Below are 24676 nucleotides of genomic sequence, written 5' to 3'. Positions count from 1 at the left end.
ACCTTTCTGTAAACTTAGGTAAAAATAGTGAAGACAGCGAGAATTCGGGCGGAGACGCTTTATTTCTGCAACTTCTTTACGGTATAAATCTGCTATCCCTGTTATCCACTGTGAAACGTCACCTTATGATTGCTACTGCGGCCCGCAACCTGATTGCCTGCCTGATGTTATTAACCCTGGCTGGCTGCTCGTCTCACTCCTCGCCAGCACCGGAGCAGGAAAGTGTTGATACCTCGCAGGACGGTGGTAAACAGCCCGATTTAATTCCGGTAATAGCCGCTTTGCACGATCAAATGCATTCGTGGGAAGGCACCAAATATCAGTGGGGCGGGACGCAATTATCCGGTGTTGACTGTTCCGGATTTGTCTGGCGCACCTTAAAAGATCGTTTCAATATTCCCATGGATCGCGTCACAACGCGTGAACTGATTGCCATGGGTAAGCCGGTCGATCAGGCGCATTTACAGCCTGGCGACTTAGTGTTCTTCCGCATTAAGCATGAGCTGCACGTCGGCTTTTACGACACCGATCGCCAGTTCCTGCATGCCTCAGTCAGCCAGGGCGTGATGCGCTCGTCACTGAATAATCCGTACTGGAAATCGGTATATTTAGAAGCCAGACGACTTCCACGCGAGCAAAATTCGCAGATCAGTTTCAATTATAAAAATAAAGTCTGAGGTCAGACATCCCTCCTTAAAGCCGCGGCGCGACATTTTCGCGCCCATGCTCAGACCCATCTCCCCGTCAACCATTCGTCTCCTGTTTCAGTGACAATTCGCCTTCAACATGATGGCTGCTTTAACGCTCTGTGCCGCTTTATGGATATTGAAATCCAATCAACCTATTGATTATAAATAGTAAATTTAAATATCATGCATTAACAATTAGTGCGATCATAGTATTCGCACTAATTATCAATTTTGTAATAGTAAACATGGTTATTATTATCCCCATCGAAGGCGCAGCGCCTTCTCATCAAACACTAAGGAATATGACCATGAAAACTATCAAAACACTGACCATTGCCGCCGCCGCCGCGCTTTCCCTGATGTCTGCTGCCAGCTTCGCGCAAACCGTTTCAGCCACCTCCACCACACTGGATGGTGCCGAAGCGAAAATTGCCGCTCAGGCTCAGCAGCAGGGTGCGCAATATAAAATTCTGGAAGCCAGCACCAACAACCTGGTGCACATGACCGCTGAACTCTACAAATAACGGATGGTTGCACAGGGATGTGCCAGAACGGGTCGCCTGACGGGCGGCCTTTTTTGTCGTGCAGTCAGGCTCGCAGCGTATCAATCATTCAGGCGATATTGCTGAATTTGCAGCGCAGACTGTCTGGCAGGAGAACGCAATATGCTGAACAACGTGGATATCAACCGGCAGGCGCTGGCTTTTGCAGATGCATTACGCACGCAACGCCATGCTCACGTTCCGGTGATTCGTTTTGCCCACTGGCCGCAATTTATCGCGACGGTGCGCGCTGAGCTGGCGCAACCGGGCGATCAGAAATAATTAGCACGATCACGATAACCGCACTTATTATCAATTGCAGTATAGTAACCTGAGTTATTATTAGTTCCATCGAAGGCACACAGCCTTCAGCCACAACCATGAAGGAATAAGACCATGAAAACCATTAAAGCTATGTCAATCGCCGCTGTTGCCGCTCTTTCACTGATGTCAGCTGCCAGCTTTGCCCAGAGCGTAACCGTGACTTCCTCTACGCTGGACGGTGCAGAAGCTAAAATCGCCGCGCAGGCGCAAGAGCAGGGCGCTCAGTATAAAATTACTGAAGCCAACACCAACAACCGCGTGCACATGACGGCTGAACTGTATAACTAAGTTCAGACTGGTTCACTGCGTTAAGGCCGCCTTCGGGCGGCTTTGCTGTTTCCGGAAGGCTTGAAACAAACAAAAGCAGCAGGCTGGCGTTCGAAATTTGACCAATCCTGCTCAGCGGGCGCAACAGGCGGAGCCCAGGCGTTTATCCACAGGATAAGCCAGCCTCTTTGCACGTCAGTTGTGGATAACTGCTTTAATATCAGACCGTCAGGCGATAAACACTGAGTGGATTTCCCGACTTACACGTCGGTTATTTTGTCAGAAATGAATCCGGTTGCGGCTAAATAAACGCGAAGCGGGTGAGTTTATTTCACCATTTCAAAACACATTACGTTTGCGTAATCTGCACCGTTATTTTTTCTGATCGTCGTCAAAATGGCGAGAGGGAATCAGATTTTTCTCTCTATTAACCGGCGTTCTTTTCGACCGGCCTTTGTCCAGCAGGCAGTCGCGGCAACAGGCTATTTGCGGATGGTGGATACGCGCTACCGTCAGCGCCTGATGCACGGTATACAAAGAGCCGATAAAGCGCTTCTCTTCCTCAAATTCCAGTACGTAACAGCCTTTTTTATGCAATACCCAGCCGGCGTCCGGATCGTGACATAAATAAAAATAGTGCGGTTCTAACATAACTTACTCTCGGGCGAGTGATAGCCATCGAATAGATAATCGGTGATGTGTCTAAATTAGAGACGCGTTCAGTCTACGCCGATGATGACCTGCGGGGCTAATTGATTTAATGACTTTCGGATTAGACCTGAAATGACCGGACCAGCATGAATAATGTGCCGGTCCGGTTGTTGATTTATTCGCTGGCGAGCGCGGCGACCGGATCCATTCGTGCGGCTTTGCGCGCGGGCAGATAACCAAATATCATGCCGATGATTGTAGAGCAGGCAAACGCTGCGCCAGCCGATTGCCATGAGTAGATGGCGGTCAGCACGCCGCCAGCCAGCAGTGAAATGACCGGACCTATCACCAGCGACAGCGCCACGCCGAGCGATCCGCCCACCAGGCACACCAGCACCGCTTCAATCATAAACTGCTGCATGATGTCGCCGCGTCGCGCACCTACCGCCATGCGCACACCAATCTCGTGGGTGCGCTCGGTCACTGACACCAGCATGATGTTCATTACGCCAATACTGCCGATCATGAGCGCAATCGAAGCCACCAGTAAAATCAGCAGCGTCAGCGTGGCCGCCGCACCTTCTATCGCTTTGCGATACTTGTCCCGGTTGAACATCAGGAAATCTTTGGTGCCGTGGCGCGCCGTCAGCAGCTGGGTGAGCGATTCCACCGCCGCGCCGCTCACCACATCGTCTTTAAGTTTGATGCTGATGCTGGTGAGCGCGGTCTGACCGCTGATGCGATACATCACCGTGCTCCACGGCAGCCAGACGCTGAGACGGTTGGGCGACAGACCATCTTCATTATTGGCCACGCCAATAACCCGCACCGGCACCGATCCCAGCACAATCATTTTGCCAATCGGGCTCGGGCCCTGTTCGCCAAATAATTTATTGCGCGTGTTGATATCAATGATGATTTCCTGGCGCGCGTGCCGCTCATCGCTGAAGTTGCTGCCTTCCACCAGCTTAATGCCCTGAATGCGAAAATAGTCGACGCCCACGCCGGAAACTGAAGTTTTGGAGGCGTTGGCCATGTAGCGAATGGGCTGCGTGGCGATGATTTCTGGACTGACGGCGGCGACAAACTGCTGGCGCGCAATCACATCGGCATCGGCCATCACCAGGGTTTGTACCGGATGCGCATCGTCCTCGACATAATCGCCGCCGGCATAGATAGAAACCACATTGGTACCCAGTCCGGAAATGCTCTCCAGCGTTTTTTCCCGCGCGCCCTGGCCCAGCGCCACCACGGTGACGACGGCGGCAATGCCAAAGATGATGCCGGTCATTGTCAGTGCGGTGCGCAGGCGGTGGGCGTTCATGGCGTTCAGCGCCATGCGTAATGATTCGCGCAGCCGGTCAAGCAGACCGCGGAATCGGCTTTGCCGCTTGCGTGGCGCTGGCGTAAAGTGCGTTTTTGCGGCCGTGGCAGCGCTGCCGCTGTCGGCAAAAATCTCGCCGTCCTGAATTTCAATAATGCGTTCCGCGTGCTGCGCCACTTTCATATCGTGGGTAACGATAATCACCGTGTGACCTTCGCGGTTCAGTTCGCTGAGGATGCGCAGCACTTCTTCACCGGAGTGCGAATCGAGCGCGCCGGTGGGCTCATCGGCGAGGATAATTTCGGCACCGTTGATCAGTGCACGCGCAATACTGACACGCTGCTGCTGGCCGCCTGACAGCTCGCCCGGCTTATGCTGTTCGCGCCCCTGTAATCCGAGCCGTGCCAGCAGCTGTGCGGCGCGCTGACGGCGTGCGGTGCCGGATAAATTGGCGTAAATCGCCGGTATTTCAACGTTGCTCAGCGCGCTGAGATCCGGCATCAGGTGATAGCGCTGAAAGATAAAGCCGATGTGCTCGCGCCGCACTTGCGCCAGCGCATCGGGCGAGAGCGTGGCGGTATTTTTGCCGCCAATCAGGTAATCACCGCTGTCCGGCGCATCAAGGCAGCCAAGAATGTTCAGCAACGTGGATTTGCCTGAGCCCGAGGGGCCGATGATCGCCACCATTTCGCCGCTGGCAATCTGCAGATTAATGTTTTTCAGCACCTGCAGGGATTGCGAACCATTGACGTAGCTGCGCTGAATGTTGTGCAGTTCGATGATATTCACATCACCACCTTGTCCGCGCCCGGCTGCTGCGTGGCAAGGATCACTTTTTCCCCTAAGCGCAGCCCGCTCAGCACCTGAATGTCAACGCTATCGCTGATGCCGGTGGTGATGTAGCGCTTCTCTGGCTGATTATTTTGATCCGCGATTTCGACGTAAGTACGACCATCGCTGGCCTTTTTCGTGGCCTGCACCGGCACCAGCAGCGCGTTTTTCGCCTGGTCACGCAGCAGATTAACCTGCGCCGTCATGGAGATGCGCAGCGCATTATCCGGGTTCGGCACATCAAGCAGGGCGTTGTAATACACCGCCGCGTTCGTGCTGCTCACGGTATTGCTTTCGCTGTTACCCATCAGCGCATCATCTTTCATCACCGACTCAGGGGCCAGTTCGATGCTGCGCAGCGTGGCGTTGTAGCGTTTATCCGGATTGGCGAAGGTGGTAAACCACGCCTGCTGGCCGGGCTGAATATTGGTAATGTCCGCCTCGGAGATTTGCACTTTGATGGTCATGGTGCCGAGCTGCGCCAGTTTGGCGATGGTCGGGGCGCTCTGCACGGCGTTTACGGTCTGGCCCTGCTTCGTGACGATCGCTACCACCGTGCCGTCAATGGGTGCCATGATGCGCGTGTAGCCGAGATCGAGTTGCTTTTTATCCACTTCGATCTGGGCCTGAATCACCCGCGCCTGCTGCGCCGTCAGCTCTGCCTGGGCGATGCGCCACGCTTCGGCGGCGGTATCATAATCCTGGCGGGAAACGGCATTGGTTTTAACCATCTGCTGCAGGCGCTGAAACTGTGCCTGCTGGCGTACCAGCGTAGCCTGACGGGTCTGTAAATCCGCCTGCGCCACGCTCAGCGCCGCCTGCGCATTACGCAGATCGCTGCGCTGCGGCTGATCATCGATCTCCGCGATCAGCTGGCCCTTACGCACGTTGTCGCCGGCTTTGATATACAGCTTTTTCACCTGACCGGAGACCTGCGCACCGACGTTAACGCGCTCAATCGCGTCCATTTTGCCGGTGGCGGCAATCACGTTTTCGATGTCGCCCTGGCGCACCGCGGCGGTCATCAGCGGATTGGGTTTACTGCGTGACGCCGAATACGCCCAGAGAACCAGAATCATCACCAGCGCAGTTAGCGCGGCAAACAGCCATTTTTTCGTCATTGTGTGCATCATCGTCCCTTAAATTTAGCGAGAATAATAATCACTAAGCGGGACAAACTGGAGAAAAATTCTGCGGAATTTTGTCAGCCGCAGGGGAGTGCGCCATCCCTGGCGCAGTTTATGGGTTTGCGATACCCCGACAGTCAATCCGTTCAGAGCAGATTCAGCTGTTGCTTCAGCTGCGCAATCTCCCTGCGCCACTGCTGCTGCTGCGCCGGTTTCTGATGCTTTGCCTTACGCGCTTCGTCCTGCTGCAGCTTTTCTTCCAGCACCAGCAGCGCCTGCAACAGCGCATCCTCATCGCCCGGGCGGCCATCGACGGCGGCAGCGGCAAGCGGGTGATCGACTGGCACATGGGCGGTGGCCAGCCTGGCGGTCACCAGCGGCCAGTCGTGCCACTCGCTCAGCTGCTGCTGTTCAATCAGCCAGAAGCGATTGCAGCTGCTGGCGATCAGGCTGCGGTCGTGAGACACCAGCAGCACCGCGCCGGCGAACTGCTGCAGCGCCTGCGACAGCTCCTCTTTGCCTGCCATATCCAGATGGTTGGTCGGTTCATCCAGCAGCAGCAGCGAGTAGCGCGCCAGCGTCAGGCCGACAAACAGCAGGCGCGAGCGCTCACCACCGCTGAGTGAGGCAACCTTCTGCTGATGGCGCAGCCAGGGAAAGCCTGCGCTAATCAGTGCCATTTTGCATTGCTCATCGCTCAGCGCAGCGAAACCGTGCAATGCCGCGCTTAGTGTCTGGTCGTCACGCAACTGTTGCAGGCTCTGGTCGTAATAGCCGACGCGGGCGCGCGGATGAAACAGCGGGCTGTCGCCTTGCTGCCAGCTATGCCACAGCTGGCGCAGCAGTGAGGATTTGCCGCAGCCGTTGTGGCCGACAATCGCGATGCGATCGCCACTTTTCACCTGCAGCGCCGGCAGGGAAAAAAGGGTCGGCGCCCCGGCAGCAGGCTGAATCGACATCGGCGGCAGCGCCAGCACGCGATCCGCCTGCAGCGCTTCGCCCTGTAACTGCAGCTGCCACGGACTGCCGGCGCTGAGCGTGGTCTGCGCGGCTTTCAGCCAGTCGATGCGCTTCTCCATCTGTTTCGCTTTACGCGCCAGACCTTCGTTGTCATAGGTCCGGCCCCAGATCGCCAGCCGTTTTGCGCTGCTCTCAACCCGGGCAATCTCCTGCTGCTGTGCCTGGTGGCGCTGCGCATCGGCTTCATCCTGCTGCGCCAGCGCCTCGCGGGCGGCCGTGCAGGGCAGACGGAAAACATGCAGCGTGCGATCGCGCAGGATTGCGCTGCAGTTGGTGACGCGGTCCAGCAGCGCGCTGTCGTGGGACACCAGCACAAAGCTGCCCTGCCAGCCGATCAGAAAATTCTCCAGCCACAGCAGGGTCGGCAGGTCGAGATGGTTACCCGGTTCGTCCAGCAACAGTAAATCGGGCTGCAGAATCAGCGCACGCGCCAGCAACAGCCGCATATGCTGTCCGCCGCTCAGTGTCGCAGCATGTTGTGATTGCTGCGCTGTGCTGAAACCCAGCGTATGCAGCAGCGCCTCGGCACGCCAGCGCTCGCCGCTGCGCTGTGCTGCGGGCAGCCGGGCGATCACGCCATCCAGCAATGAGGCCCCGAATAACGTTTCCGGCAGGTGTTGTTCGATGCGCGCCAGCAGACAGTGGCTGGCTGGCGTGACGCTACCGTGACTGGCGGCCAGTTCACCGCTGAGAATTTTCAGCAGGGTACTTTTACCGCTGCCGTTGTCGCCAATCAGGCCGATGCGATCGCCTTTTTTCAGGCTGAAATCCAGGGAATGAAAAAGCGGGCCAAAGGCATTGTCGAAGCCGACGGCATGTGCGGAAAGGAGTGTGCTCATCTACTTACTCTCAAGTTGCAGGCGCAAAAAAGCCTGACGTCAGAATTTCGCTGACGACAACCCGGTAAGCCGGAGAGAAGGGATTAGATTGTCAGAACTTCGCTCAGGCGGATTATCGCAGCACGAGTGCGGTAAAACCTGAGCGGGTCCAGTCACCATAGAAGTGTGAGTAAACAAACAGTTCACACGACGGCATAGGGATCCTCCTTAGTTATCAGCAGGTGAATAAGTCAGCCGATAATAGTGGCGGTGTGCGGCTTTTTCCAGCGATTTGTATCGGCGCTGGTATAGTATGGCGTCAAAGCCTGATTGATATCACAGGAGAGTGAATATGCTGATTTATGACGTTTTTGGCCGGCACATTGGCGTTCTGCGTAAGGAGGATGGCTGGCAGGTATTTCGCGTCGACGTGACAGAAAGAAAATTCTCACGAATGTTTGATATCGCTATTCCAGATGATATGCCAGAAGACGAAATTGCAGGCTGGCTGGGTGATATCTTTCATGAAGCTGCAACCGAGCATCATCCCGATGTGAAACGCATCGAATAAAACCTGGTTATGTTGAGATGTTTGCCTTTGGCATAAAGCGGACGGTGCACAAGTATATGTCCGTTTTAGACGAGGAGCGGAAGTTCGGAAACGGGATTACTCGATAGATGAATCTAAGGTTCGTGTTAATCCTCAAGTAATAGAGTTACAGTCGAAGATACGGGCATTCTTTAGGCCGAGAACTTTTGATAGGGAGCATAATCGCTATAGAGTTTAATTTTTAAGGAGCCAGATTCTAATTAACTTTTAAAAAATGAGATAATATTTATTTCGAAATGTTGATGAGCAGGAGAAAAGCCATGATAGCGTTAATAAAGGACATCTTCAGTATCCCGGTTGTATCCGCAGTAATTCTTACCATCATCGGAGCGATTACAAAAAAGTATATTCAGTTTCATCGTAGAGATTTTTTTTCACGCTCTTCTTCCGAGCAGATAAAAGCAGTCGAATGGTTTAGAACCTCTTCTGCACCAACGTCCGATCCGTTAGCTAAGGCGGAGCAGCAGTTTCATCTACAGTCGTTCGGACTGCACAGGGATCGGGATTTATCTTATAAAATCATATGCTTCCACTCAGACCATGCGCAGTCATTAACTCCGTCCTTGAAGGCAGTATTACGTTATCAGGGCATGTATACAATTGCTGAGGGGAATATATACCCTCATAAATTCCAAAAGTGGTTAGTACCTTTTGTGTTAATATGGTTGCTATTATTTATCGGTGCTGAGGCATACAGAGGTTCTTCACAGAGTGATAGCATAGAGATTTTAAAATCTCTATTCGTCTTTGTTGTGGCTTTTATAGTATGGTGTTGGGTCGCTGCTTGTACTCTGAAAGTATCAAGAATCAGTAAAAAGCTCAATTCATACATCCCACCCGCAAACGATTTTAAATCCAGTACAAACGATTTCAGTTCAATACTCAATAATAGATATCCGTAGCCAGGCTGATCTGCTTCCCATTAATACTTATATCCGGCAGTTAACGACGTCCGCTTTTGGCACAAAGCGGACGCGTAGGCCACCGTTCGTTGTGAGCGAACAGCGACATTCGCAGTTATTCTGAGAGGCAATGCACGATATTACTAACCTTCGCCATTTATTAATGAGTTAGAAAAATTATCACATAATTGTTAATGTTTCCAAGTTTTCTTAAATAAGAGAACAAGAAGTACTAATGTTTGATGATGACTGCACCAAAGTGCTCAGTCTCTATACCACCGCTTTCAATGTATGCCTTATTCAAAATCTCAAAATCCTCATCAACTTTTTGAGAATAGATACTCTTAATATAATCAAGCAAGATAGGTATTCCGCTCTTATGCCATTTCACATGAAGATTCTCCGTGATTTCTTCATTCAGATACCATTTCCCATCTTCCTTAGAATGATCTAATATCACCATATCATAATTTTTTAAAATTATTTCTCTAGGTGGCTTAGTAAGTTTTATGAACGTAACTCCGCCGCTTAATCGATCTAATTCGCGCATGTTTAAATTTGCGTTGCGAATGAATGAACAGTGAGACTTCTGAAAGAACGAAGCGATCTCATTCTCAGAAAACCCCAACTCCAAATAGACGAAGCACATCAACAAAACTAACAAGCGGTCGCTTAGCTGCATTTCGTAACTAATATCGTTGCCTTGGCTGTGTCTTTCATATTCATCACCATGTGCTGTACTGTCACGGAGGTTTTTTATTCTATTAAAGTCACTGTCAGTAAATGAGATGGCCTTTCTAAAGCTAGTGCTGAGTTGCTCCATCAGGGCGTCATACTTTTCTCTGAGAGTAGGGAGTGATGTATTTTTCGTGCTCAGGATCGCTTTTGCCATTCCTTCATAAACAATACGGTCATCGCTGGATAAATCTCTTGATGCTGAGAAAGATTCGATTGTTTCGTGAAGTGCTTTCATAAAATCACGATTAATTACTCTACTTAGCTTGAGTTTTCTGTCGGCAGTTTTCACGCCAGCATAGATTTCCAATATTATAACTCGGGATAAAATGTCATACTCCCATGCGCCCATTTCTCCATATGAAGGCACAAGTCTGTTCCAGATGTTCCTGAAAGTATCATTGCCAAAATACTTAGAAAGTATACCCTCCCACTTTTTACCCTCAATTAAGCTTGAGAAGTCGCAGACTGCATGAAAATCATATTGTAAGGGATATTTTGCATATAATACCGATGGAAAATAGAGCCATTGATACTGTGCTGGGTTAGCATGACTAAAAACCCATACATCACGCACTGACAGTGCGTGTCCAGTCAATAGGGAAAACAGGTTGCGTAGTTCGTGAGCTAACTCTCTACATTCTGTAAAATAGAAATTCCCCTCTTTTTTTTGAATGACTAACGTGTGTTCAAATTCAAAATGGCATTTAACTGGTGATTCATTATGAGTGTTTATGTGAAAATTGGTTGTAAGAAAATAACTTTGAGAGCGAAAAGAGAACGGCTCACTAAATCTTTCCGTGCTGATATCCCTTTCCAGTCGATCGCTGTTACGCTGAAAACCTCTACGCCCCTCTATCCAGACAGATAATCCAGTCAAATGCAGTTCTATTTTATCGAATCTAGGCAGCATTTTTCCTTTGGTAAGATAATCTGCAAAAATACAACTATCTCCTAGCGTTATGCCATGCAGCGTGATGATTTCTCCTTCCGAAAGCGTGGTGCATGTAAGTTCTTCGTTATCACGAACGTGATTATAAAATTCTGTTGTATCGGGCAGCGTATCAATTCTTAACGTTGGGATCCCAAAATCACCATATTCCAGCTTTGCACAAATAATTTCGCTTTCAATATCAACATGTACGTCAACTATCTTTTTTAGGTAAAAACTATTGCTTTCACTCTTCATATTATAGTTCCTTCTATATGCAATTTTGTTTGTTCACCCATTATAAGTGTCTCTGACCAACAGATTTTTAACGAGGATAAACCGTTATAATAATCTACGCTTTTGGCACAAAGCGGGCTGACAAATAGGCGTATATACACTAAATGCGAGTAACGAAGTTCACAGATGATCTCGCAGCCAAATAGTCGCAATACTCATATTGCTTCCTGTTGATCAACGGATTACAGGTCACCCAGTGTAAGTCATTAGCTACTAAAGCGTGGCGATATTTGGTGTAGCCACCTAGCACAAACGCACAATTCGAACCTGTTACCACATTAGGTCATATACAACACTCTTATTTTCTTGACAAGCTTTGTATAGTATGAATAAACCTTACAAAGTTATGGAGGAGCTCGTGATTTTCCTCTGATATACCATCCGGATCGAAGTGCATCACGTCGTTACGAATTATCCTGACCTTATCGAGCTCTTTAGTAAAGGTTTTTTTATCTATTTGAAGTTCGGTTTTTTTCCACAACTCTGGATTTTCAAAAATTCGTATATATTCCCCAAAGGTTAAATCTGCTACTGACTCTATAACCCGCTCGCTGTCAGATGGATTAACGATGCTAACAAGCTCATCTTTCGTAAATTTCCCGTCTATCAGCTTACGAATATGATTTTCGATTTCGGAGAGTAAAAGAAAAGGTTCAGATAGCTGTCTGAACTGAGAACTAAGATCGGTAGTTGTTATAATTCCACTAATTCGTTGATCGGAAGATCGCACTAATACGTAAGCATACTCAATAATTCTAGGCAGTGCAGAAAAAATAGAGTCGCTGGCGTTTATTTCCCTGTGTGGCTTCATATAATCACGCACTACCGCAGATTCGGATTTGGTCAACGCTAGTTTTGGAGCAATGCTTTCCCAGCTAATAACACCTTTAACATCTCTCTCGCTGGTCATTACGGGTAGTTGAGAGTAGTCATGTTGTAACATCAATGTGATAGCTTCTGTTAATGTAGCGTCAGGTTTAACGGTCACTAGCTTTACATCCGATGCTTCAAGTCGGCTGACTCGGAAGGCTGGCTCAGAAAGTGCACCGGAAATTAGTTCTACTTGCGGCAGGAATACTGTTTCCGGTGTAGCCAATTCTGAGTTACTTGATTCGGTTGCTTCGTTTAAACATTCACCTGCTTCAAGAGTCATAGTGTCATTCACCGAAGGTGCATAGATCGTAATTTTTGCATCCAGCGGCACACTATCAAAATCAGGTTTGGTTTTAACTCCCAAGCTTTCTAATGCCTTGCGAATTTTGTACGCAACCATGTTGCCTCGACGCTCTGCGCCAAACCAGCTTATGAACTCTCGCACTGATATTGGGTTTGAAGACATACCTTCTTTTAGTTCACGAAGGATTTCGTCAAGTCTTTCTAGGTTTTCTACTGCCATAAATTTTCTCCATGTAGGTTGGCGGCTACTGTTAGCTTTCTGTCTTGATTCAGGCTTCTCACGCTATTTTAAAATCTGGTCGGTGAGGCTGCATTGACTTTTTCAACTTATGTCAGATTGCACCATCCCATACACATAGTTCAGGTTCCTAATGCTCAGTAAAGGAGGCCAGAATACGAATTGCCCTTACCGCTATTGCCTGCACGTTGAGTTTAGTAGATGCCTTATTCATTTAGAATTAAATCAAAATTGCCTGCACGTTGAGTTTAGTAGATGCCTTATTCATTTAGAATTAAATCAAAATGAAAAGTTTGGACAACAGGCTGCAGTATTAACCATTATTTTCCACTCGAGGCTCACTAATCGCTCCTGACATAAAGCAGGCATTTACAGCAACTCCACATATCCAGAGGCTAAGACTAACGGGCAGTGCGCAGCCAGTCCATTGTATTCCGCATATCAAAACGCTCTGGTTGAGCAAACTTACCGCCAGCCTGCTGCTGTCACTTAAAGAGTGACTGAAACCGTACATGACGGGGAAATAACTAACACCTTGGCCCGAACATGCACTTACCCCGGCAACAGGCTAGCGAATTAAGCGCCGGTTACCGTCGGCTGATGAACTTTCATCGAATCATGCTTGCCTGGATTGCACTCCTGAGTGGTACCTGGCAGATAAAATTTTCCGTCCGCATCAGGATCGGTGCCGCCGGGACATCCCGGCCTGCCGGCAGAGCCATCAGTATTACCTCCATCTGAGCCGTTTCCACCGTCAGCGCCGGATTCTCCCGCATAGCCGCCGTTTCCTCCCTGACCTCCAGCTCCTCCCTGTCCAGCGCTGACAGAGCAGGCGAACAGTGCCAAAAAGCAGGCCAGAAAATACTTACTCATTGGTAGCCTCTCGATTCGTAACGGGCAGCTCAGGCTGCCGCGGCGGGTAATACTCACGAAGAGATACACTAACATCCGTTTTATCTCTGCTGACTTAACAGATCATCAACACCCGTTTTTCAATAAAAAGTAAGGCCGTCAATTTACGCAGTGCCTGCTACTGACCTTACTCTTATTAGTGCAAGGGTAATCACTGAAGCCCGCGCGGGAGTCACTGGCGCTGCACCCACTTATCGTGACTGATTAACCCAAATCAGTTGATCGGTTGCGAAGCCCAGTTGTTGGGCATAGGCGAGATAGCGTTGTTTGACTTCAGCCGGAATGGTGGGCTGGCGCGACAGAATCCACAGATACCCCCGGTTCGGCCCGGCGACCAGTGCATACTGATAATCTTCATCCAGTGCAATCACGTTATAACCGCCATAAAAAGGTCCGAAGAACGAGACCTTCAGCGCGGCGACGTCAGGTTTACCGGTGAAGTAAGCTTTGCCTTCGCTCTCGCTCCACGCTTTTTTCTCAGGATCGTAACCGCGATTCAGCACGCTGATACCGCCGTCGCTGCGTTTGCCGTAGGTGGCGGTCACATGATCTTTACCGCGTTCGAAACGGTGATCGAGGCGGGCAATTTCATACCAGGTACCGAGATAGCGATCGGCATTGAAGTGGGTGATGGGCTGCACCCCTTTAGGTGGCGTCGGGGATTTACAGGCGACCAGAGTAACAGACAGCGCCGTGATGGCGACTAACGGCCAGATTTTCATCGCAACTCCTTTATATCTCTCAAAATCCTGTCTGAAGTATAGATAAGGATAGCGAAACCGGCGCGGCGCAAAACCTTACGCCGTTGCCGGTCTGTCGATTAACGGCGTTTCTCAACCTCATCTTCTGGCGGAATCACCGGCTCATCGATAGCGATCGATTTGCCGGATTTCAGCAGCTGAATATCCAGAATCACGTAAGTCATAGTGGTAATAAACAGCGAGATCACACTGCCAATCACGCCGCTGGTGGTGAAGGTGAAGTAGTTATACATCACCACCCAGGTGAGGCAGATAAACATCGCCAGCGCCACGGTAATCGCCGACTGCGAGTAATGCGTGGTGCGCGCCCCCATTTCATTAATCTGCAGATTCAGGTTGCAGCCGCTGTATTTTTCCAGCAGCACGATAGTGTGATCCCAGTTGTGCAGGCGGCGTGCGCTGCCGCGCGCGGCGAACAGAAACAGCAGCGACAGGAACAGACCAGAGAAGGCGATCAGGACCGGTACCGCTTCCAGCGCATAGGCAATGCTTTTATGGCTTGACGCTTGTGCGACCGCGCTCAAATCCAGCGTCAGCGAGCAGCCCAGTGCGCCATACAGGAACACAAACAGCAGCAGATAGAGCGCGTTGCGTTTCCAGTCGAGCTCTGCTTCATGATTTCTCTGTAACCGCGCATCCTGCAACGCCTGTTGCAGGCGCAGATGTTCGTCAGACGTGGAATCGATACTGGCGATCTCTTCGCCCAGTAAGCGGTGAATAAAAGGCTGATCGGCCTGATCGAGGGTGATGCGCATAAATTTTCCGCTGGCAAAATATTCGTGGCGTCAGTGTAACGTAAAACGAAGCTAACCGGGCGTCCGGTGCAGCGGCTGCGCATTTTGCCGCCGTCAACACGCACCGGGTGAAAGGAGAACAGCAATCCTTCGCATCCACCGATTGGCGATATCTGATTATTCGGGTAACGTGGAATTTCATACTAATACGTCAAAATTTTTCCCGTACCCTACGTAACAGGAGAGGTCAGTTATGTCCGTCCATTCGCCGCTCATCGGCATCGTCAGCGATGATGTCAGTCATCCGCACAGTATGCACATGCTCAAAGAAGTCACGCGTCAACTCAGTGCGCGTGATCTGCTGCCGGTGCTGCTGTGCGCCGCCACGCGCGAGGATTTTCAGGTCGCGCTGCGGAACGCGGCGTCGCTGCCGCTGGGCGGGCTGCTGTTCCTGAGCTCGCCGTGTCGGGGTGCGCAGGACATCGCCGCGCACCTGCTGCCATCGCTGCGCGCGGTGCATCTGTGCCCGAACGACAGCGCGGGCGCTGATGTGGTGGTTGCCGATGCGTATCACGCCGGGCAGCAGCTTGGCGCACTGCTGCTGTCGCAGGGCCATCAGCGTTTGGGCGCTATGCAAGTGCAGGCAAGTGACACGCCGCCGCGCCAGGTGCAGGGTTTTATTGCCAGCCTGCAGGTGGAAGACAAGACGCTGCACGCAGCACTGCACGCCGGCGCCCTTCACCGTGAGCAGGCTTATCAGGCGATGATGGCTTATCTGAAGAAAACCCGTGCGGCAGAACGCATCAATGCATTGATGTGCGAATACGACGAGCTGGCTTTTGGCGCACTGCAGGCCGTGCGCGACTTCGGTCAGGGCGCGCATATCGCCGTGGTGGGCTTTGATGATGCTGACGAGGCGCGCGGCTCCACATGGCACCTGAGCAGCTGGGCACCGCGCCGTGATTTACTGGTGACGGAAGCCCTCAACCGGCTACTGGATCAGCGTCCGGACCACAGCCGCGCCTGGCAGCAGGGTGAGTTGCAGGTGCGCCATTCGCATCACGGCAAATATGTGCCTGGCGAAATGTCGCAGTGCGGCTGCGCCATCCGTCACTGATCGCTGCAAGTCTTTCCCCCTTGGGCGCCGGGTTGATTTCCACACACTGGCGCTGATCTTTGCCGGATTTTTATATCCGCGCAGGTTTTCTTTACGCCTTTTTTATATTGCCGGCGGTTAAATCAGCGCAGCAGGCGGCACTGTGGCGCGCCTCAACCTCAAAGGGAAATATCATGCCCGGCACTATTCTGGTCACACATAATCAGCATCAGTCTTCCACGCTGGCAGCCATTTACGATCGCCTGATGGCGCGACGCGGTGGCCTCTGGGTCTGCTGGGATGGACAACGTACCGTCGCTGCGCAGGAAGCGGCGCGCACGCTTAGCTTTCAGCAGGGTAACGAATACGACAGGCTGCAGTTTGCGCTGACGCGCGCAGAATACGAAGAGGGCTATCACGGCTACGTCCATCAGGGCTTGTGGCCGGTGTTTCACCAGCGTCCGGACCTGGCACGTTTCACCAGCGCCAGCTTCCAGGCCTATCGCCAGCTGAATGCGGCTTATGCCCACGCCATCGCCGAATATGCCATGCCGGACGATGTTGTCTGGCTGCAGGATTATCACTTCATCCCAACGGTAAAAATGCTGCGTGATACCGGCTTAACTAACCGCATCGGTTTATTTTTACATCAGCCGTTTCCGTCCGGTCAGCTGTTTGAAGCGATCCCTGACTGGCGCAGCCTGGCAGAATCGCTGCTGTGCTGCGACCTGATTGGCTTCCAGACCGGGCAGGATATGAATAACTTTCTGCTGTGGCTGGAGAGCGAGTTTCGCGCTGAACGCTTAGGCAGGAACCGTCTGCGCGTGCACGGTCACATCATCACCACCGGCGTGTTTCCGGTCGGGATCGATCTGGCTGAGGTTCAGGCGTTACTTGAGAGTAACAGCTGCCAGTATATGGAACAGCAGAGCCGCGAACATTTGCCGGCCAACACGGTGCTGAGCGGCGGTCATCTCGACGACAGCGCAGGTCTGCCGTATCGCATCAGCGCGCTGGAAGTGCTGCTGCGCCATCATCCCGACTATGCGGGCAACATGATGTTATTGCAGCTGGCTTCTGCTGCCAGCGGACACCCGCACCGGCAGCAGGCGATCAGCCACAATCTGGAAAATCTGTGCGGTGAGGTTAATGGCGTGCACGGTATGCTCAACTGGTATCCGGTCAGCTATCTCAACCACGATTATCGCCGTGAGGAGCTGGCCGGGCTGTATCGCGCGGCGCGGGTGGCACTGGTGACGCCACTGATGGCGGGCATGAGCCTGATGGCGAAAATGTATGCTGCGCTGCAGGATCCCGCAAATCCCGGCGTGCTGATTCTGTCACAGTTCGCGGGTGCGGCCGAACAGATGGATGGCGCGCTGATCGTTAATCCTTACGATCCTGATGCAATGGCGGATGCCATCCATACGGCGTTGCGGCTGCCGCTCAGCGACCGTCAGAACCGTCATGCGCGCTTGCTGAATAATCTGCACCGCTATGATTGTCACTGGTGGGCCGACAGCTTCCTCGCCCTGTTAATGGATGAGCAGCAGCCGGAGAGTGTGCAGCTGTGTAGCCGTCACCTGTCGGGCGCAGGCATAAGCGGGCGGTTACGTTATTGATAAGCAGACTGGGGCAGAGCGGGGCTAATGTCGGGTGTTTTTGCCCGTATTATCACGGTTGCGAAAAATATGGGTCACGTTATCGCTACCTTTTAACGCCACTGCTTCGCCCTGTGGCGCACTTTTGCTGTTCTGCACTTCAGCAATCGCATAGCGAAACGCGCGCTGGCGTGCCGGATCGGTTTCTGATGCCGCCATCGCGCGCAGTTTTTCCAGCAGCGCGAGAGTGGTTACCGGTCCGGCTTGTTTTAACAATTGCAGCACGGCATCGCCCATGACAATGTCGGCCAGTTTTTCATCTTCACTTCTATACATAAAAGCTCTCAGTATCCGCGTTGCGTTTAGCATTGCCTGGTGCAGGTAAACCAAAGCCTAATCAACGACTGATAGTGTCGCTCTTCCTCTGTCGGAAATGTGTGACCTGCTGAGCGAAATTTTTCCCCGACAGCACCCTTAAACTTATACAACAAAAGCGCTTCTGTACAGGCGGGAGTGTCATCCCTTTCACTCTTTAGCGCTTTAATGCGCGCTGGCGTTGCAGACTGCTATTGTACTTAGTAGTATAGATGGTTCAGGCAAGGACAAGGACAGTCCTCTTCTTCATAAAGCAGGGAAACAGCATGGCCATTTATGTATTGAAGCCCTTCGACCGAAATTTCAAAGGTGACATGATTGCGGACATCAAGCTCTGTCTGGCTGCCCGCGAATTGATTGCCGGACAGTATGAGGCCAGCCTGGGGGGTGGTGTTTACAAAAAACGTATTCCGCTCGGTGCCGGCAAAAGCGGCGGAGCCAGAGCCATTGTCGCGTTCAAATCGCAAAAACATCTGTTTTTTGTTAATGGTTACGCTAAATCGACCACGAAGAGTGGCATACGTGAGATTAAAGAGGATGAGCTTAATCTCTACAGGCAGGTAGCCAGTCAACTGTTTGCCATGACGACTGAGCAGGAAAGAGCAGCGATAAAGGCGAGAAAAATGCGAGAGGTAATATGCGATGGTTGATCATCTAAAAGATCTGCAGGAAATCGCGCATGATTTTAACCCGCTGGGGGTGATTAGCGATGAGCTTACCGAAAAAATCGATTCACGTGTCAGATTACGTGAGCTGCGTACCTCTCTGCCGGTTTTACAACTGATGTCAGGCGAGGCTATTCGTGAGTTACGTGAGCGTCATGGTCTGAGTCAGGCCATGTTAGCCGCCTATATTGGCCTGTCCCCGGCCACCGTGGTGAAATGGGAGCGCGAGGAGAAAAAGCCAAATGGCGCTGCGCTGCGCCTGCTTAACCTCATTGATAGAAAGGGTCTTGAGGTGTTGCGTTAATCAATTTTTGTGGCCACAGGATAAGGTGGCCTGACATTGCGTGACACAACGAATTTGTCGTGACGCCGCAGCCAAAATCACGCTGTGACGCTGGGCTGAAGTGATGAAAAACAGGCATAGATCTTATGCCTGTTAGTATCTATCCCGCCGTTACCCGCCCCGGCGCTAATCGCTGCTGCCCAGAATATCCATAAACTCCTGCACTGGCCGGTCGTAGACGTTCATACTGCCGGGACGATCGCTGAGCCAGGCCACAGCCAGTTCCCAGCACACATCAACGTCGCTGATGCGGCAATAATGCAGCGTCGTGCTGCGCGCTTTCACTACCTGTTCGGGCAGCAGGGCAATCCCCATATTGCGCTCCACCAGACTCAGCAGGGTTTCCAGATCGCTCACTTCAAACGTCACCTTGCGGCTCAGCCCCTGCAGGGCAAAACTGTTGTCATTCACCTTGCGCGTGCCCTGGCCGGCTTCGAAATCGATGAACGACTGCTGCGCCAGGTGTGCCATGGTGACGTCCTGCTGCATCGCGGTGAATCCGGCATAATCCGCGGCGAACGCTACCACGATTTCATCGCAGGCGATGATGCGCGACGACAGCCGGTCGGAGACTTCCTCCACCGGCATAATCGCCAGATCGATCTGTTGATTGTGCACTTTTGCGTTGAGCTTCGCCGATGATCCCTGGCACAGCTTGACGTCAAAATCCGGAAAGCGACGAATAAAGGTTTCCAGTAATTGCGGCAGATCGATAAACGGCGGCACGCTTTGCACCGTGCCAATCGACAGCGTTCCGGTCTTAAGCGCCACGATCGCCGCCACTTCCTGTGACGCTTTTTCGACAACGGCGCCGATGGTTCTGGCGTAATCGAGAAACACTTTCCCGGCCATGGTCAGGCGCACCTGGCGAGTGGAGCGGATAAAAAGCGGCGTGCCCAGTTCCTCCTCCAGCTGTTTGATCGAGGTGGACAAGGCCGATTGCACAATATGCATACTCTGTGCGGCGCGGGTGAAATTTTCATGTTCCGCCACGGCGATAAAGTGCCGCATCTGGCGCAATTCCATCAGTTATCTCCATAAAAGATGAATTTAATCACAATAATGAATTTTACAGATTAACGATACGCGGTAAAAATTTGTCCGGCAATCGCCTGTTCGCCGCGCGGTTTTGCAGGAAGGCAGAACAATGTCTTCTGTGCACCTGTACGGCGGCATTTAATGAGAGGAATCTGTTATGAGTTATGTTGCATCGCCAGCGCGTTATCAGACCAACATGCAGTACCGTAAAACCGGCAAAAGTGGCCTGGTGTTGCCGCTGATCTCGCTGGGGCTATGGCAGAATTTTGGCGGCGTTGACGTATTTGAAACCGGCAGAGCGATCCTGCGCCACGCGTTTGATAACGGCATTACCCATTTCGACCTGGCGAATAACTACGGTCCGCCAGCGGGATCGGCTGAAGAGAACTTTGGCCGCTGGCTGGCGCAGGATTTTGCCCCATATCGTGATGAACTGATCATCTCGAGCAAAGCCGGCTGGGATATGTGGCCGGGTCCGTACGGTGGCCCGACCGGCACCCGCAAACATCTGATTGCCAGCTGTGATAACAGCCTGCGCCGCATGGGGCTGGATTATGTCGATATCTTCTACAGTCATCGCGTCGATCCGAATACGCCGCTGGAAGAAACCATGGGCGCGCTGGTACAGCTGCATCGTCAGGGCAAGGCGCTGTACGTCGGCATCTCTTCCCATTCGCCAGAGCTGACGCGTCAGGCCGCTGCGATTCTGGCCGATGAGAAAGTGCCGCTGTTTATTCATCAGCCCAATTACTCGATGCTAAACCGCACTATTGAGCACGGGCTGCTCGATACGCTGGCGGAGCTCGGCAGCGGTTGCATCGCCTTTTCCCCGCTGGCACAGGGCATGCTGACCAGTAAATACCTCAACGGCGTACCGCAGGGCGCGCGCGCCGGCGGCAGCGATCCGCGTCTTTCTGCCATGCTCAGCGAAGAGAACCTGGCAAAAATTCGTGCGCTTAACGCTATTGCTGAAGCGCGCGGTCAGACGCTGGCGCAGATGGCGATCGCCTGGGCGCTGCGTGATGAGCGGGTCACTTCTGCGCTGATTGGTGCCCGCACGGTTGATCAGTTAAGCGATTCCCTGCGCGCGCTGGACAACCTGACCTTTACGGCACAGGAACTGGCGTACATTGATCGCTACGCCACCGAAGGCGGGGTGGATATGTGGCGCGTCTCTTCTCAACTTAAATAATGCCCGGCGCCGCGCAACGCGGCGCGCTTTATCGCTGCGCCTGCTGTAACCGCACGGCGCGGCGAAATGCATTGGGTGACTGACCCGTTTCACGCTTAAAAGCATGGCTGAAGGCGCTCTCTGAGGCGTAACCCAGCGTCTGCGCTACCACGGCCACCGCCTCATTTTCCTCCTGCAACGCACGCTCTGCCAGCCGCATGCGCCACGCCGTCAGATAGGCTATCGGCGTGATGCCGACCACCTGGCGAAAATACTGGGCAAAACGGGTGCGCGACATGGCACAGGCACGCGCCAGTTCGTCCAGATGCCAGTTGCGCGCCGGATCGCCATGCAGCCGCTGTAACGCCGGTGCCAATCGCGCATCGTTCAGCGCCCGCAGCCAGCTGGCGGGCAGTGCGCTGCTGGTTTGCAAATGCGCCCGCAGAATCTGGATGAACAGCAGTTGTGCCAGCTGGGCCGTTGCCAGCTGCGATCCCGGCTGGACATGCTGGCCTTCCTGCACCAGTTGATCCAGCACCCAGCGGAATGACGCCGCCTGCGGTGACGCCGCCGGTACCTGAATCCAGGGAGGTAATACGTGCGTCAGTAAACGACCACTGGCAGGATCAAGCAGTACATGGCCACCGATATGGACAAAATCATCACCGCTGCCAATCGGCGCATGGCCTTTTCCTGCGCTATAAAACACGCTCATGGCGTCAACCGGCGACTCGTCCGGATGGCTGGCCAGCACGAAGGCGCGTTTAGCGCTCAGCAAGCCGACGTCGCCGGTGGCAAAGTGGAACGGTTCAGGTTCGCCTTCCAGTATGACCCAGCAACTGCCTTTGATAATGGCGAAGAATTTAATTTTATCGGGTGCAGGGAAACGCAGCGCCCAGCGTCCGCCCGCGGTAAAACCGCCGGTCAGCAATGATTCAGCGCGAACGAATCGCAGAATGTCGGAAAAGGGATCAAGGCTCATTTCTGTACTATCACGCAAGTAAAGTGCATTGGCAAGCATTCAAAATCCGCCTTCCGCCGCTTAACGTAAAGCGCGTCGAATGAACGATGCTTGTGATGAGGAAGTAAAATGAGTAATGAAAAGGTTCTGGTTACCGGCGGCAGCGGGTTTATCGCCCAGTACTGCATTATTGCGCTGCTGCAGCAGGGCTATCAGGTGCGAACCACCTTACGTGATGCCGAACGTGAAGCTGAAGTCAGGGCGCATCTGTTGCAGGCCGGGGTGGCCGCAGGCGAGGCGCTGCAATTTGTCGTTGCCGATTTAACGGCAGACGCGGGCTGGGAAGACGCGGTGGCGGGCTGTCGCTTCGTGCTGCATGGCGCTTCTCCCACCCCGACCGGCAGCCAGGTAAGCGAAGCTGACTGGGTGAATCCGGCGATTGAAGGAAATCTGCGCGTATTGCGCGCCGCGCGCGATGCAGGCGTTAAACGTGTGGTGCTGACCTCGGCGTTTGGCGCGGTCGGTATCGGACATCCAGCGGACTATCCGCGCCCCTTTACCGAGCGCGACTGGAGCGATGTCAGCGGCGATGTATGGCCCTATCAGAAATCGAAAACCCTGGCGGAACGCGCTGCCTGGCAGTTTATCGCTGAGCAGGGTAACGGTCTGGAACTGGCCACGGTGAACCCGGTGTCGGTGCTGGGGCCGGTGCTGGGTGCCGACTATTCACATTCGATTCGCATTGTGAAGGAGCTACTGGAGGGGCAGCCAGGCTGTCCTGACATCAACTCATGTTTTGTTGATGTGCGTGACGTGGCCAGTCTGCACGTGCTGGCGATGATCCACGCCGCCGCGCAGGGTCAGCGTTTCCTTGCCAGTTCGGGGCACAGTCTGCCGCTTATTGAGGTGGCGCGCACGCTCAAAACCCATCTGGCAGCAGAAGCAGAGAAGGTTTCGCTGCAGCCAATGAGTGACGCCATGGTGCGGGCGGCGGCAGCGCAAAATCCGCTGATGACGGGAATGGTAAAACTGCTGGGCGTTGATATGAACGTTAGCGCCGCTAAAGCCGGCTGGTTACTGAACTGGCACCCGCGCAGTCCGCAGGAGGCCATTCTTGCCACCGCGCGCAGCCTGATTGCGCTGGGGCTGGTAGCAAACCACTAGTCTGACTGCGGCATTTATCATCACCCTGGTGACGCGCAGATGCTATATAAATGATAACAATTATCATATATAGCGATTGATGAGGACATCATGCCGTCTCCACAGGTGATAAACGCCGACTGCTGTATCGTCGGCGGCGGTCCGGCCGGCTTAATGCTGGCCTATTTACTGACGCGCGCCGGCCTGCGCGCGGTCGTGATTGAGAAGCACGCCGATTTTCTGCGCGATTTTCGCGGCGACACCATTCATCCCTCAACCCTGGAGATCATGCACCAGCTGGGTCTGCTCGACGCGCTGCTGGCGCTGCCGCATCAGCGCGCGGAGAAGTTACAGGCGGAAGTGGGCGGGCAGGAGATCACCATGGCCGATTTCTCCCGTCTGCCGTTGCGCTGCCGTTTTATCGCCTTCATGCCGCAGTGGGATTTCCTCACTTTCCTCGCCGCCCAGGCGGCGCACTATCCCGGTTTCACGCTGCTGCAATCCACCGGTTTTGACGATTTTCTTTATCAGGATGGCGTAATCGCAGGCGTAAAAACGTTACAAGGTCACGAAATTCACGCGCCGCTGGTAATAGGCGCTGATGGCCGTCGCTCGGCGGTGCGGCAGAAAGCCGGGCTGGTAGGTAAAAGCTTTGGTGCTCCACGCGATGTGGTGTGGTTCCGGCTGGATAAACAGCCGGACGACCCCGAGCTGGGGATGGGCCACAAGGGGCCGAAGCAAAACTTCATCGTCATTGACCGCGGCGAATACTGGCAGTGTGGATTCACCATTCAGAAAGGCGAATTCGAGGCGCTGAAGCAGGCCGGGCTCGACGCGCTGAAAAATCGCATGGCAGAGGTTGCGCCGTTCAGCGTGGCGCGCATGGCGCAGCTGCAGGATTGGCAGCAGCTGAGTCTGTTATCCATCCGTATCGATCGGCTGGATAAATGGATGAAGCCCGGCGTGCTGTGCATTGGCGATGCCGCACATGCGATGTCACCGATTGGCGGCGTGGGCGTGAACCTGGCGATTCAGGACGCGGTGGCCAGCGCCAATTATCTGACGCAGCCGTTGCAAAACGGCACGCTCACGCTGCGCGATTTAGAGAACGTGCAGCGGCGGCGGCAGTTTCCGACCGTGGCGACGCAATTCCTGCAGATCAAAATGAGCAGCGGCAAGCGCCCGCGTACCACGCCCAGTAAGGTTCCGCAGCTCATCAGCCGCTATCCGTTTTTACGCCATCTGTTTGGCCGGTTGATTGGCATGGGCTTCCGCCCGGAACGGCCACGTCTCGCCGGAAAAAAAACGTAGCCGGGTAATTATTGCAATTGCGATGCTTTTGTAACATTAAATTAACTTTTGCGGCGAGCTATCATTAAAAAAATTGCTTAATC

At 53.0% G+C, this 24676-nt stretch carries 25 protein-coding genes; 13 read left to right on the top strand and 12 right to left on the bottom strand.

Translation table 11 applies throughout. The features are described from left to right. The first annotated feature begins 125 nt into the window (after positions 1-125). The 4 genes from CBW22_RS17715 to CBW22_RS17705 all read left to right on the top strand — a co-directional run bounded on the left by CBW22_RS17715 (position 126) and on the right by CBW22_RS17705 (position 1843). The gene (locus CBW22_RS17715; protein WP_021508972.1) at positions 126-677 is read left to right on the top strand and encodes a C40 family peptidase; all 552 of its coding nucleotides are present in this window, start codon (positions 126-128) and stop codon (positions 675-677) included. Positions 678-997: 320 nt separating this feature from the next. Next, positions 998-1213, top strand: coding sequence for a YdgH/BhsA/McbA-like domain containing protein (locus CBW22_RS17710; protein WP_058759052.1), 216 nt, complete (start codon positions 998-1000; stop codon positions 1211-1213). 141 nt (positions 1214-1354) lie between these two features. Further along, complete coding sequence (locus CBW22_RS26385) at positions 1355-1513, top strand: hypothetical protein (RefSeq protein ID WP_165899342.1); 159 nt, start codon at positions 1355-1357, stop codon at positions 1511-1513. A gap of 114 nt (positions 1514-1627) precedes the next feature. After that, entirely contained in the window at positions 1628-1843 is a 216-nt protein-coding gene (locus CBW22_RS17705; protein ID WP_058770290.1) for a YdgH/BhsA/McbA-like domain containing protein, read from the top strand. Between the two features lie 351 nt (positions 1844-2194). On the opposite strand, the gene CBW22_RS17700 is transcribed toward CBW22_RS17705, so the two are convergent. The 4 genes from CBW22_RS17700 to CBW22_RS17685 all read right to left on the bottom strand — a co-directional run bounded on the left by CBW22_RS17700 (position 2195) and on the right by CBW22_RS17685 (position 7614). Then, positions 2195-2473: a hypothetical protein gene (locus CBW22_RS17700; protein ID WP_088517363.1), complete on the bottom strand. Its 279-nt coding sequence runs from the start codon at positions 2471-2473 to the stop codon at positions 2195-2197. Positions 2474-2648: 175 nt separating this feature from the next. After that, positions 2649-4586 (bottom strand): MacB family efflux pump subunit, encoded by a 1938-nt coding sequence (locus tag CBW22_RS17695; protein WP_088517362.1) that lies wholly within the window; start codon positions 4584-4586, stop codon positions 2649-2651. After that, positions 4583-5758 carry an efflux RND transporter periplasmic adaptor subunit gene (locus CBW22_RS17690; protein ID WP_088517361.1) on the bottom strand — a complete coding sequence of 392 codons (1176 nt, stop codon included), beginning with the start codon at positions 5756-5758 and terminating at the stop codon, positions 4583-4585. The genes CBW22_RS17695 and CBW22_RS17690 overlap by 4 nt, the downstream gene beginning before the upstream one ends. Before the next feature lie 143 nt (positions 5759-5901). Next, positions 5902-7614: an ABC-F family ATP-binding cassette domain-containing protein gene (locus tag CBW22_RS17685; RefSeq protein ID WP_088517360.1), complete on the bottom strand. Its 1713-nt coding sequence runs from the start codon at positions 7612-7614 to the stop codon at positions 5902-5904. A 331-nt stretch (positions 7615-7945) separates the two neighbouring features. Between CBW22_RS17685 and CBW22_RS17680 the strand changes: the two genes are divergently transcribed. Next, positions 7946-8164 carry a DUF7661 family protein gene (locus tag CBW22_RS17680; protein WP_088517359.1) on the top strand — a complete coding sequence of 73 codons (219 nt, stop codon included), beginning with the start codon at positions 7946-7948 and terminating at the stop codon, positions 8162-8164. 299 nt (positions 8165-8463) lie between these two features. Continuing rightward, positions 8464-9105 carry a hypothetical protein gene (locus CBW22_RS26805; RefSeq protein ID WP_088517358.1) on the top strand — a complete coding sequence of 214 codons (642 nt, stop codon included), beginning with the start codon at positions 8464-8466 and terminating at the stop codon, positions 9103-9105. Positions 9106-9337: 232 nt separating this feature from the next. Here CBW22_RS26805 and CBW22_RS17670 read toward each other — a convergent pair whose 3' ends face one another. The 5 genes from CBW22_RS17670 to CBW22_RS17650 all read right to left on the bottom strand — a co-directional run bounded on the left by CBW22_RS17670 (position 9338) and on the right by CBW22_RS17650 (position 14910). Continuing rightward, on the bottom strand, positions 9338-11029 hold the full coding sequence (locus CBW22_RS17670; protein ID WP_088517357.1) for a HEPN domain-containing protein: 1692 nt from the start codon (positions 11027-11029) through the stop codon (positions 9338-9340). Between the two features lie 337 nt (positions 11030-11366). Then, a complete protein-coding gene (locus CBW22_RS17665) occupies positions 11367-12464 on the bottom strand; it encodes a CBS domain-containing protein (protein WP_088517356.1) in 1098 nt (365 codons plus the stop codon). A gap of 594 nt (positions 12465-13058) precedes the next feature. Continuing rightward, positions 13059-13355, bottom strand: coding sequence for a hypothetical protein (locus CBW22_RS17660; RefSeq protein ID WP_071813630.1), 297 nt, complete (start codon positions 13353-13355; stop codon positions 13059-13061). 230 nt (positions 13356-13585) lie between these two features. Next, positions 13586-14116, bottom strand: a complete 531-nt coding sequence (blc, locus tag CBW22_RS17655) for an outer membrane lipoprotein Blc (RefSeq protein WP_088517355.1) — start codon at positions 14114-14116, stop codon at positions 13586-13588. Positions 14117-14214: 98 nt separating this feature from the next. Beyond that, positions 14215-14910, bottom strand: a complete 696-nt coding sequence (locus tag CBW22_RS17650) for a RipA family octameric membrane protein (protein WP_088517354.1) — start codon at positions 14908-14910, stop codon at positions 14215-14217. A gap of 232 nt (positions 14911-15142) precedes the next feature. On the opposite strand from CBW22_RS17650, the gene CBW22_RS17645 reads away from it, so the two are divergent. Together CBW22_RS17645 and CBW22_RS17640 are read left to right on the top strand one after the other, a co-directional pair. After that, positions 15143-16006, top strand: a complete 864-nt coding sequence (locus CBW22_RS17645; RefSeq protein ID WP_088517353.1) for a substrate-binding domain-containing protein — start codon at positions 15143-15145, stop codon at positions 16004-16006. Between the two features lie 173 nt (positions 16007-16179). Continuing rightward, positions 16180-17607, top strand: a complete 1428-nt coding sequence (locus CBW22_RS17640) for an alpha,alpha-trehalose-phosphate synthase (UDP-forming) (RefSeq protein ID WP_088517567.1) — start codon at positions 16180-16182, stop codon at positions 17605-17607. Positions 17608-17631: 24 nt separating this feature from the next. On the opposite strand, the gene CBW22_RS17635 is transcribed toward CBW22_RS17640, so the two are convergent. After that, positions 17632-17922, bottom strand: coding sequence for a hypothetical protein (locus tag CBW22_RS17635; protein ID WP_021508990.1), 291 nt, complete (start codon positions 17920-17922; stop codon positions 17632-17634). A 305-nt stretch (positions 17923-18227) separates the two neighbouring features. Between CBW22_RS17635 and CBW22_RS17630 the strand changes: the two genes are divergently transcribed. Together CBW22_RS17630 and CBW22_RS17625 are read left to right on the top strand one after the other, a co-directional pair. Beyond that, positions 18228-18611 (top strand): type II toxin-antitoxin system RelE/ParE family toxin, encoded by a 384-nt coding sequence (locus tag CBW22_RS17630; RefSeq protein ID WP_021508991.1) that lies wholly within the window; start codon positions 18228-18230, stop codon positions 18609-18611. Next, a complete protein-coding gene (locus tag CBW22_RS17625; protein WP_058770279.1) occupies positions 18604-18930 on the top strand; it encodes a helix-turn-helix domain-containing protein in 327 nt (108 codons plus the stop codon). The genes CBW22_RS17630 and CBW22_RS17625 overlap by 8 nt, the downstream gene beginning before the upstream one ends. A 165-nt stretch (positions 18931-19095) precedes the next feature. Here CBW22_RS17625 and CBW22_RS17620 read toward each other — a convergent pair whose 3' ends face one another. Continuing rightward, positions 19096-19995, bottom strand: coding sequence for a LysR family transcriptional regulator (locus CBW22_RS17620; protein ID WP_088517351.1), 900 nt, complete (start codon positions 19993-19995; stop codon positions 19096-19098). A gap of 169 nt (positions 19996-20164) precedes the next feature. Between CBW22_RS17620 and mgrA the strand changes: the two genes are divergently transcribed. Continuing rightward, entirely contained in the window at positions 20165-21199 is a 1035-nt protein-coding gene (mgrA, locus tag CBW22_RS17615) for an L-glyceraldehyde 3-phosphate reductase (protein WP_088517350.1), read from the top strand. 28 nt (positions 21200-21227) lie between these two features. On the opposite strand, the gene CBW22_RS17610 is transcribed toward mgrA, so the two are convergent. After that, a complete protein-coding gene (locus CBW22_RS17610; RefSeq protein WP_254919532.1) occupies positions 21228-22160 on the bottom strand; it encodes an AraC family transcriptional regulator in 933 nt (310 codons plus the stop codon). 108 nt (positions 22161-22268) lie between these two features. Between CBW22_RS17610 and CBW22_RS17605 the strand changes: the two genes are divergently transcribed. Together CBW22_RS17605 and CBW22_RS17600 are read left to right on the top strand one after the other, a co-directional pair. Further along, positions 22269-23303, top strand: coding sequence for an SDR family oxidoreductase (locus CBW22_RS17605; protein ID WP_088517348.1), 1035 nt, complete (start codon positions 22269-22271; stop codon positions 23301-23303). A gap of 90 nt (positions 23304-23393) precedes the next feature. Beyond that, complete coding sequence (locus CBW22_RS17600) at positions 23394-24593, top strand: FAD-dependent oxidoreductase (protein WP_088517347.1); 1200 nt, start codon at positions 23394-23396, stop codon at positions 24591-24593. Positions 24594-24676 lie beyond the last annotated feature (83 nt).

Source organism: Pantoea sp. VS1, from assembly GCF_002207995.1.
Taxonomy (GTDB): Bacteria; Pseudomonadota; Gammaproteobacteria; order Enterobacterales; family Enterobacteriaceae; genus Pantoea; species Pantoea dispersa.
Note: the sequence above shows the minus strand (reverse complement) of the source record. Positions and strands in the feature narration are given on the sequence as shown.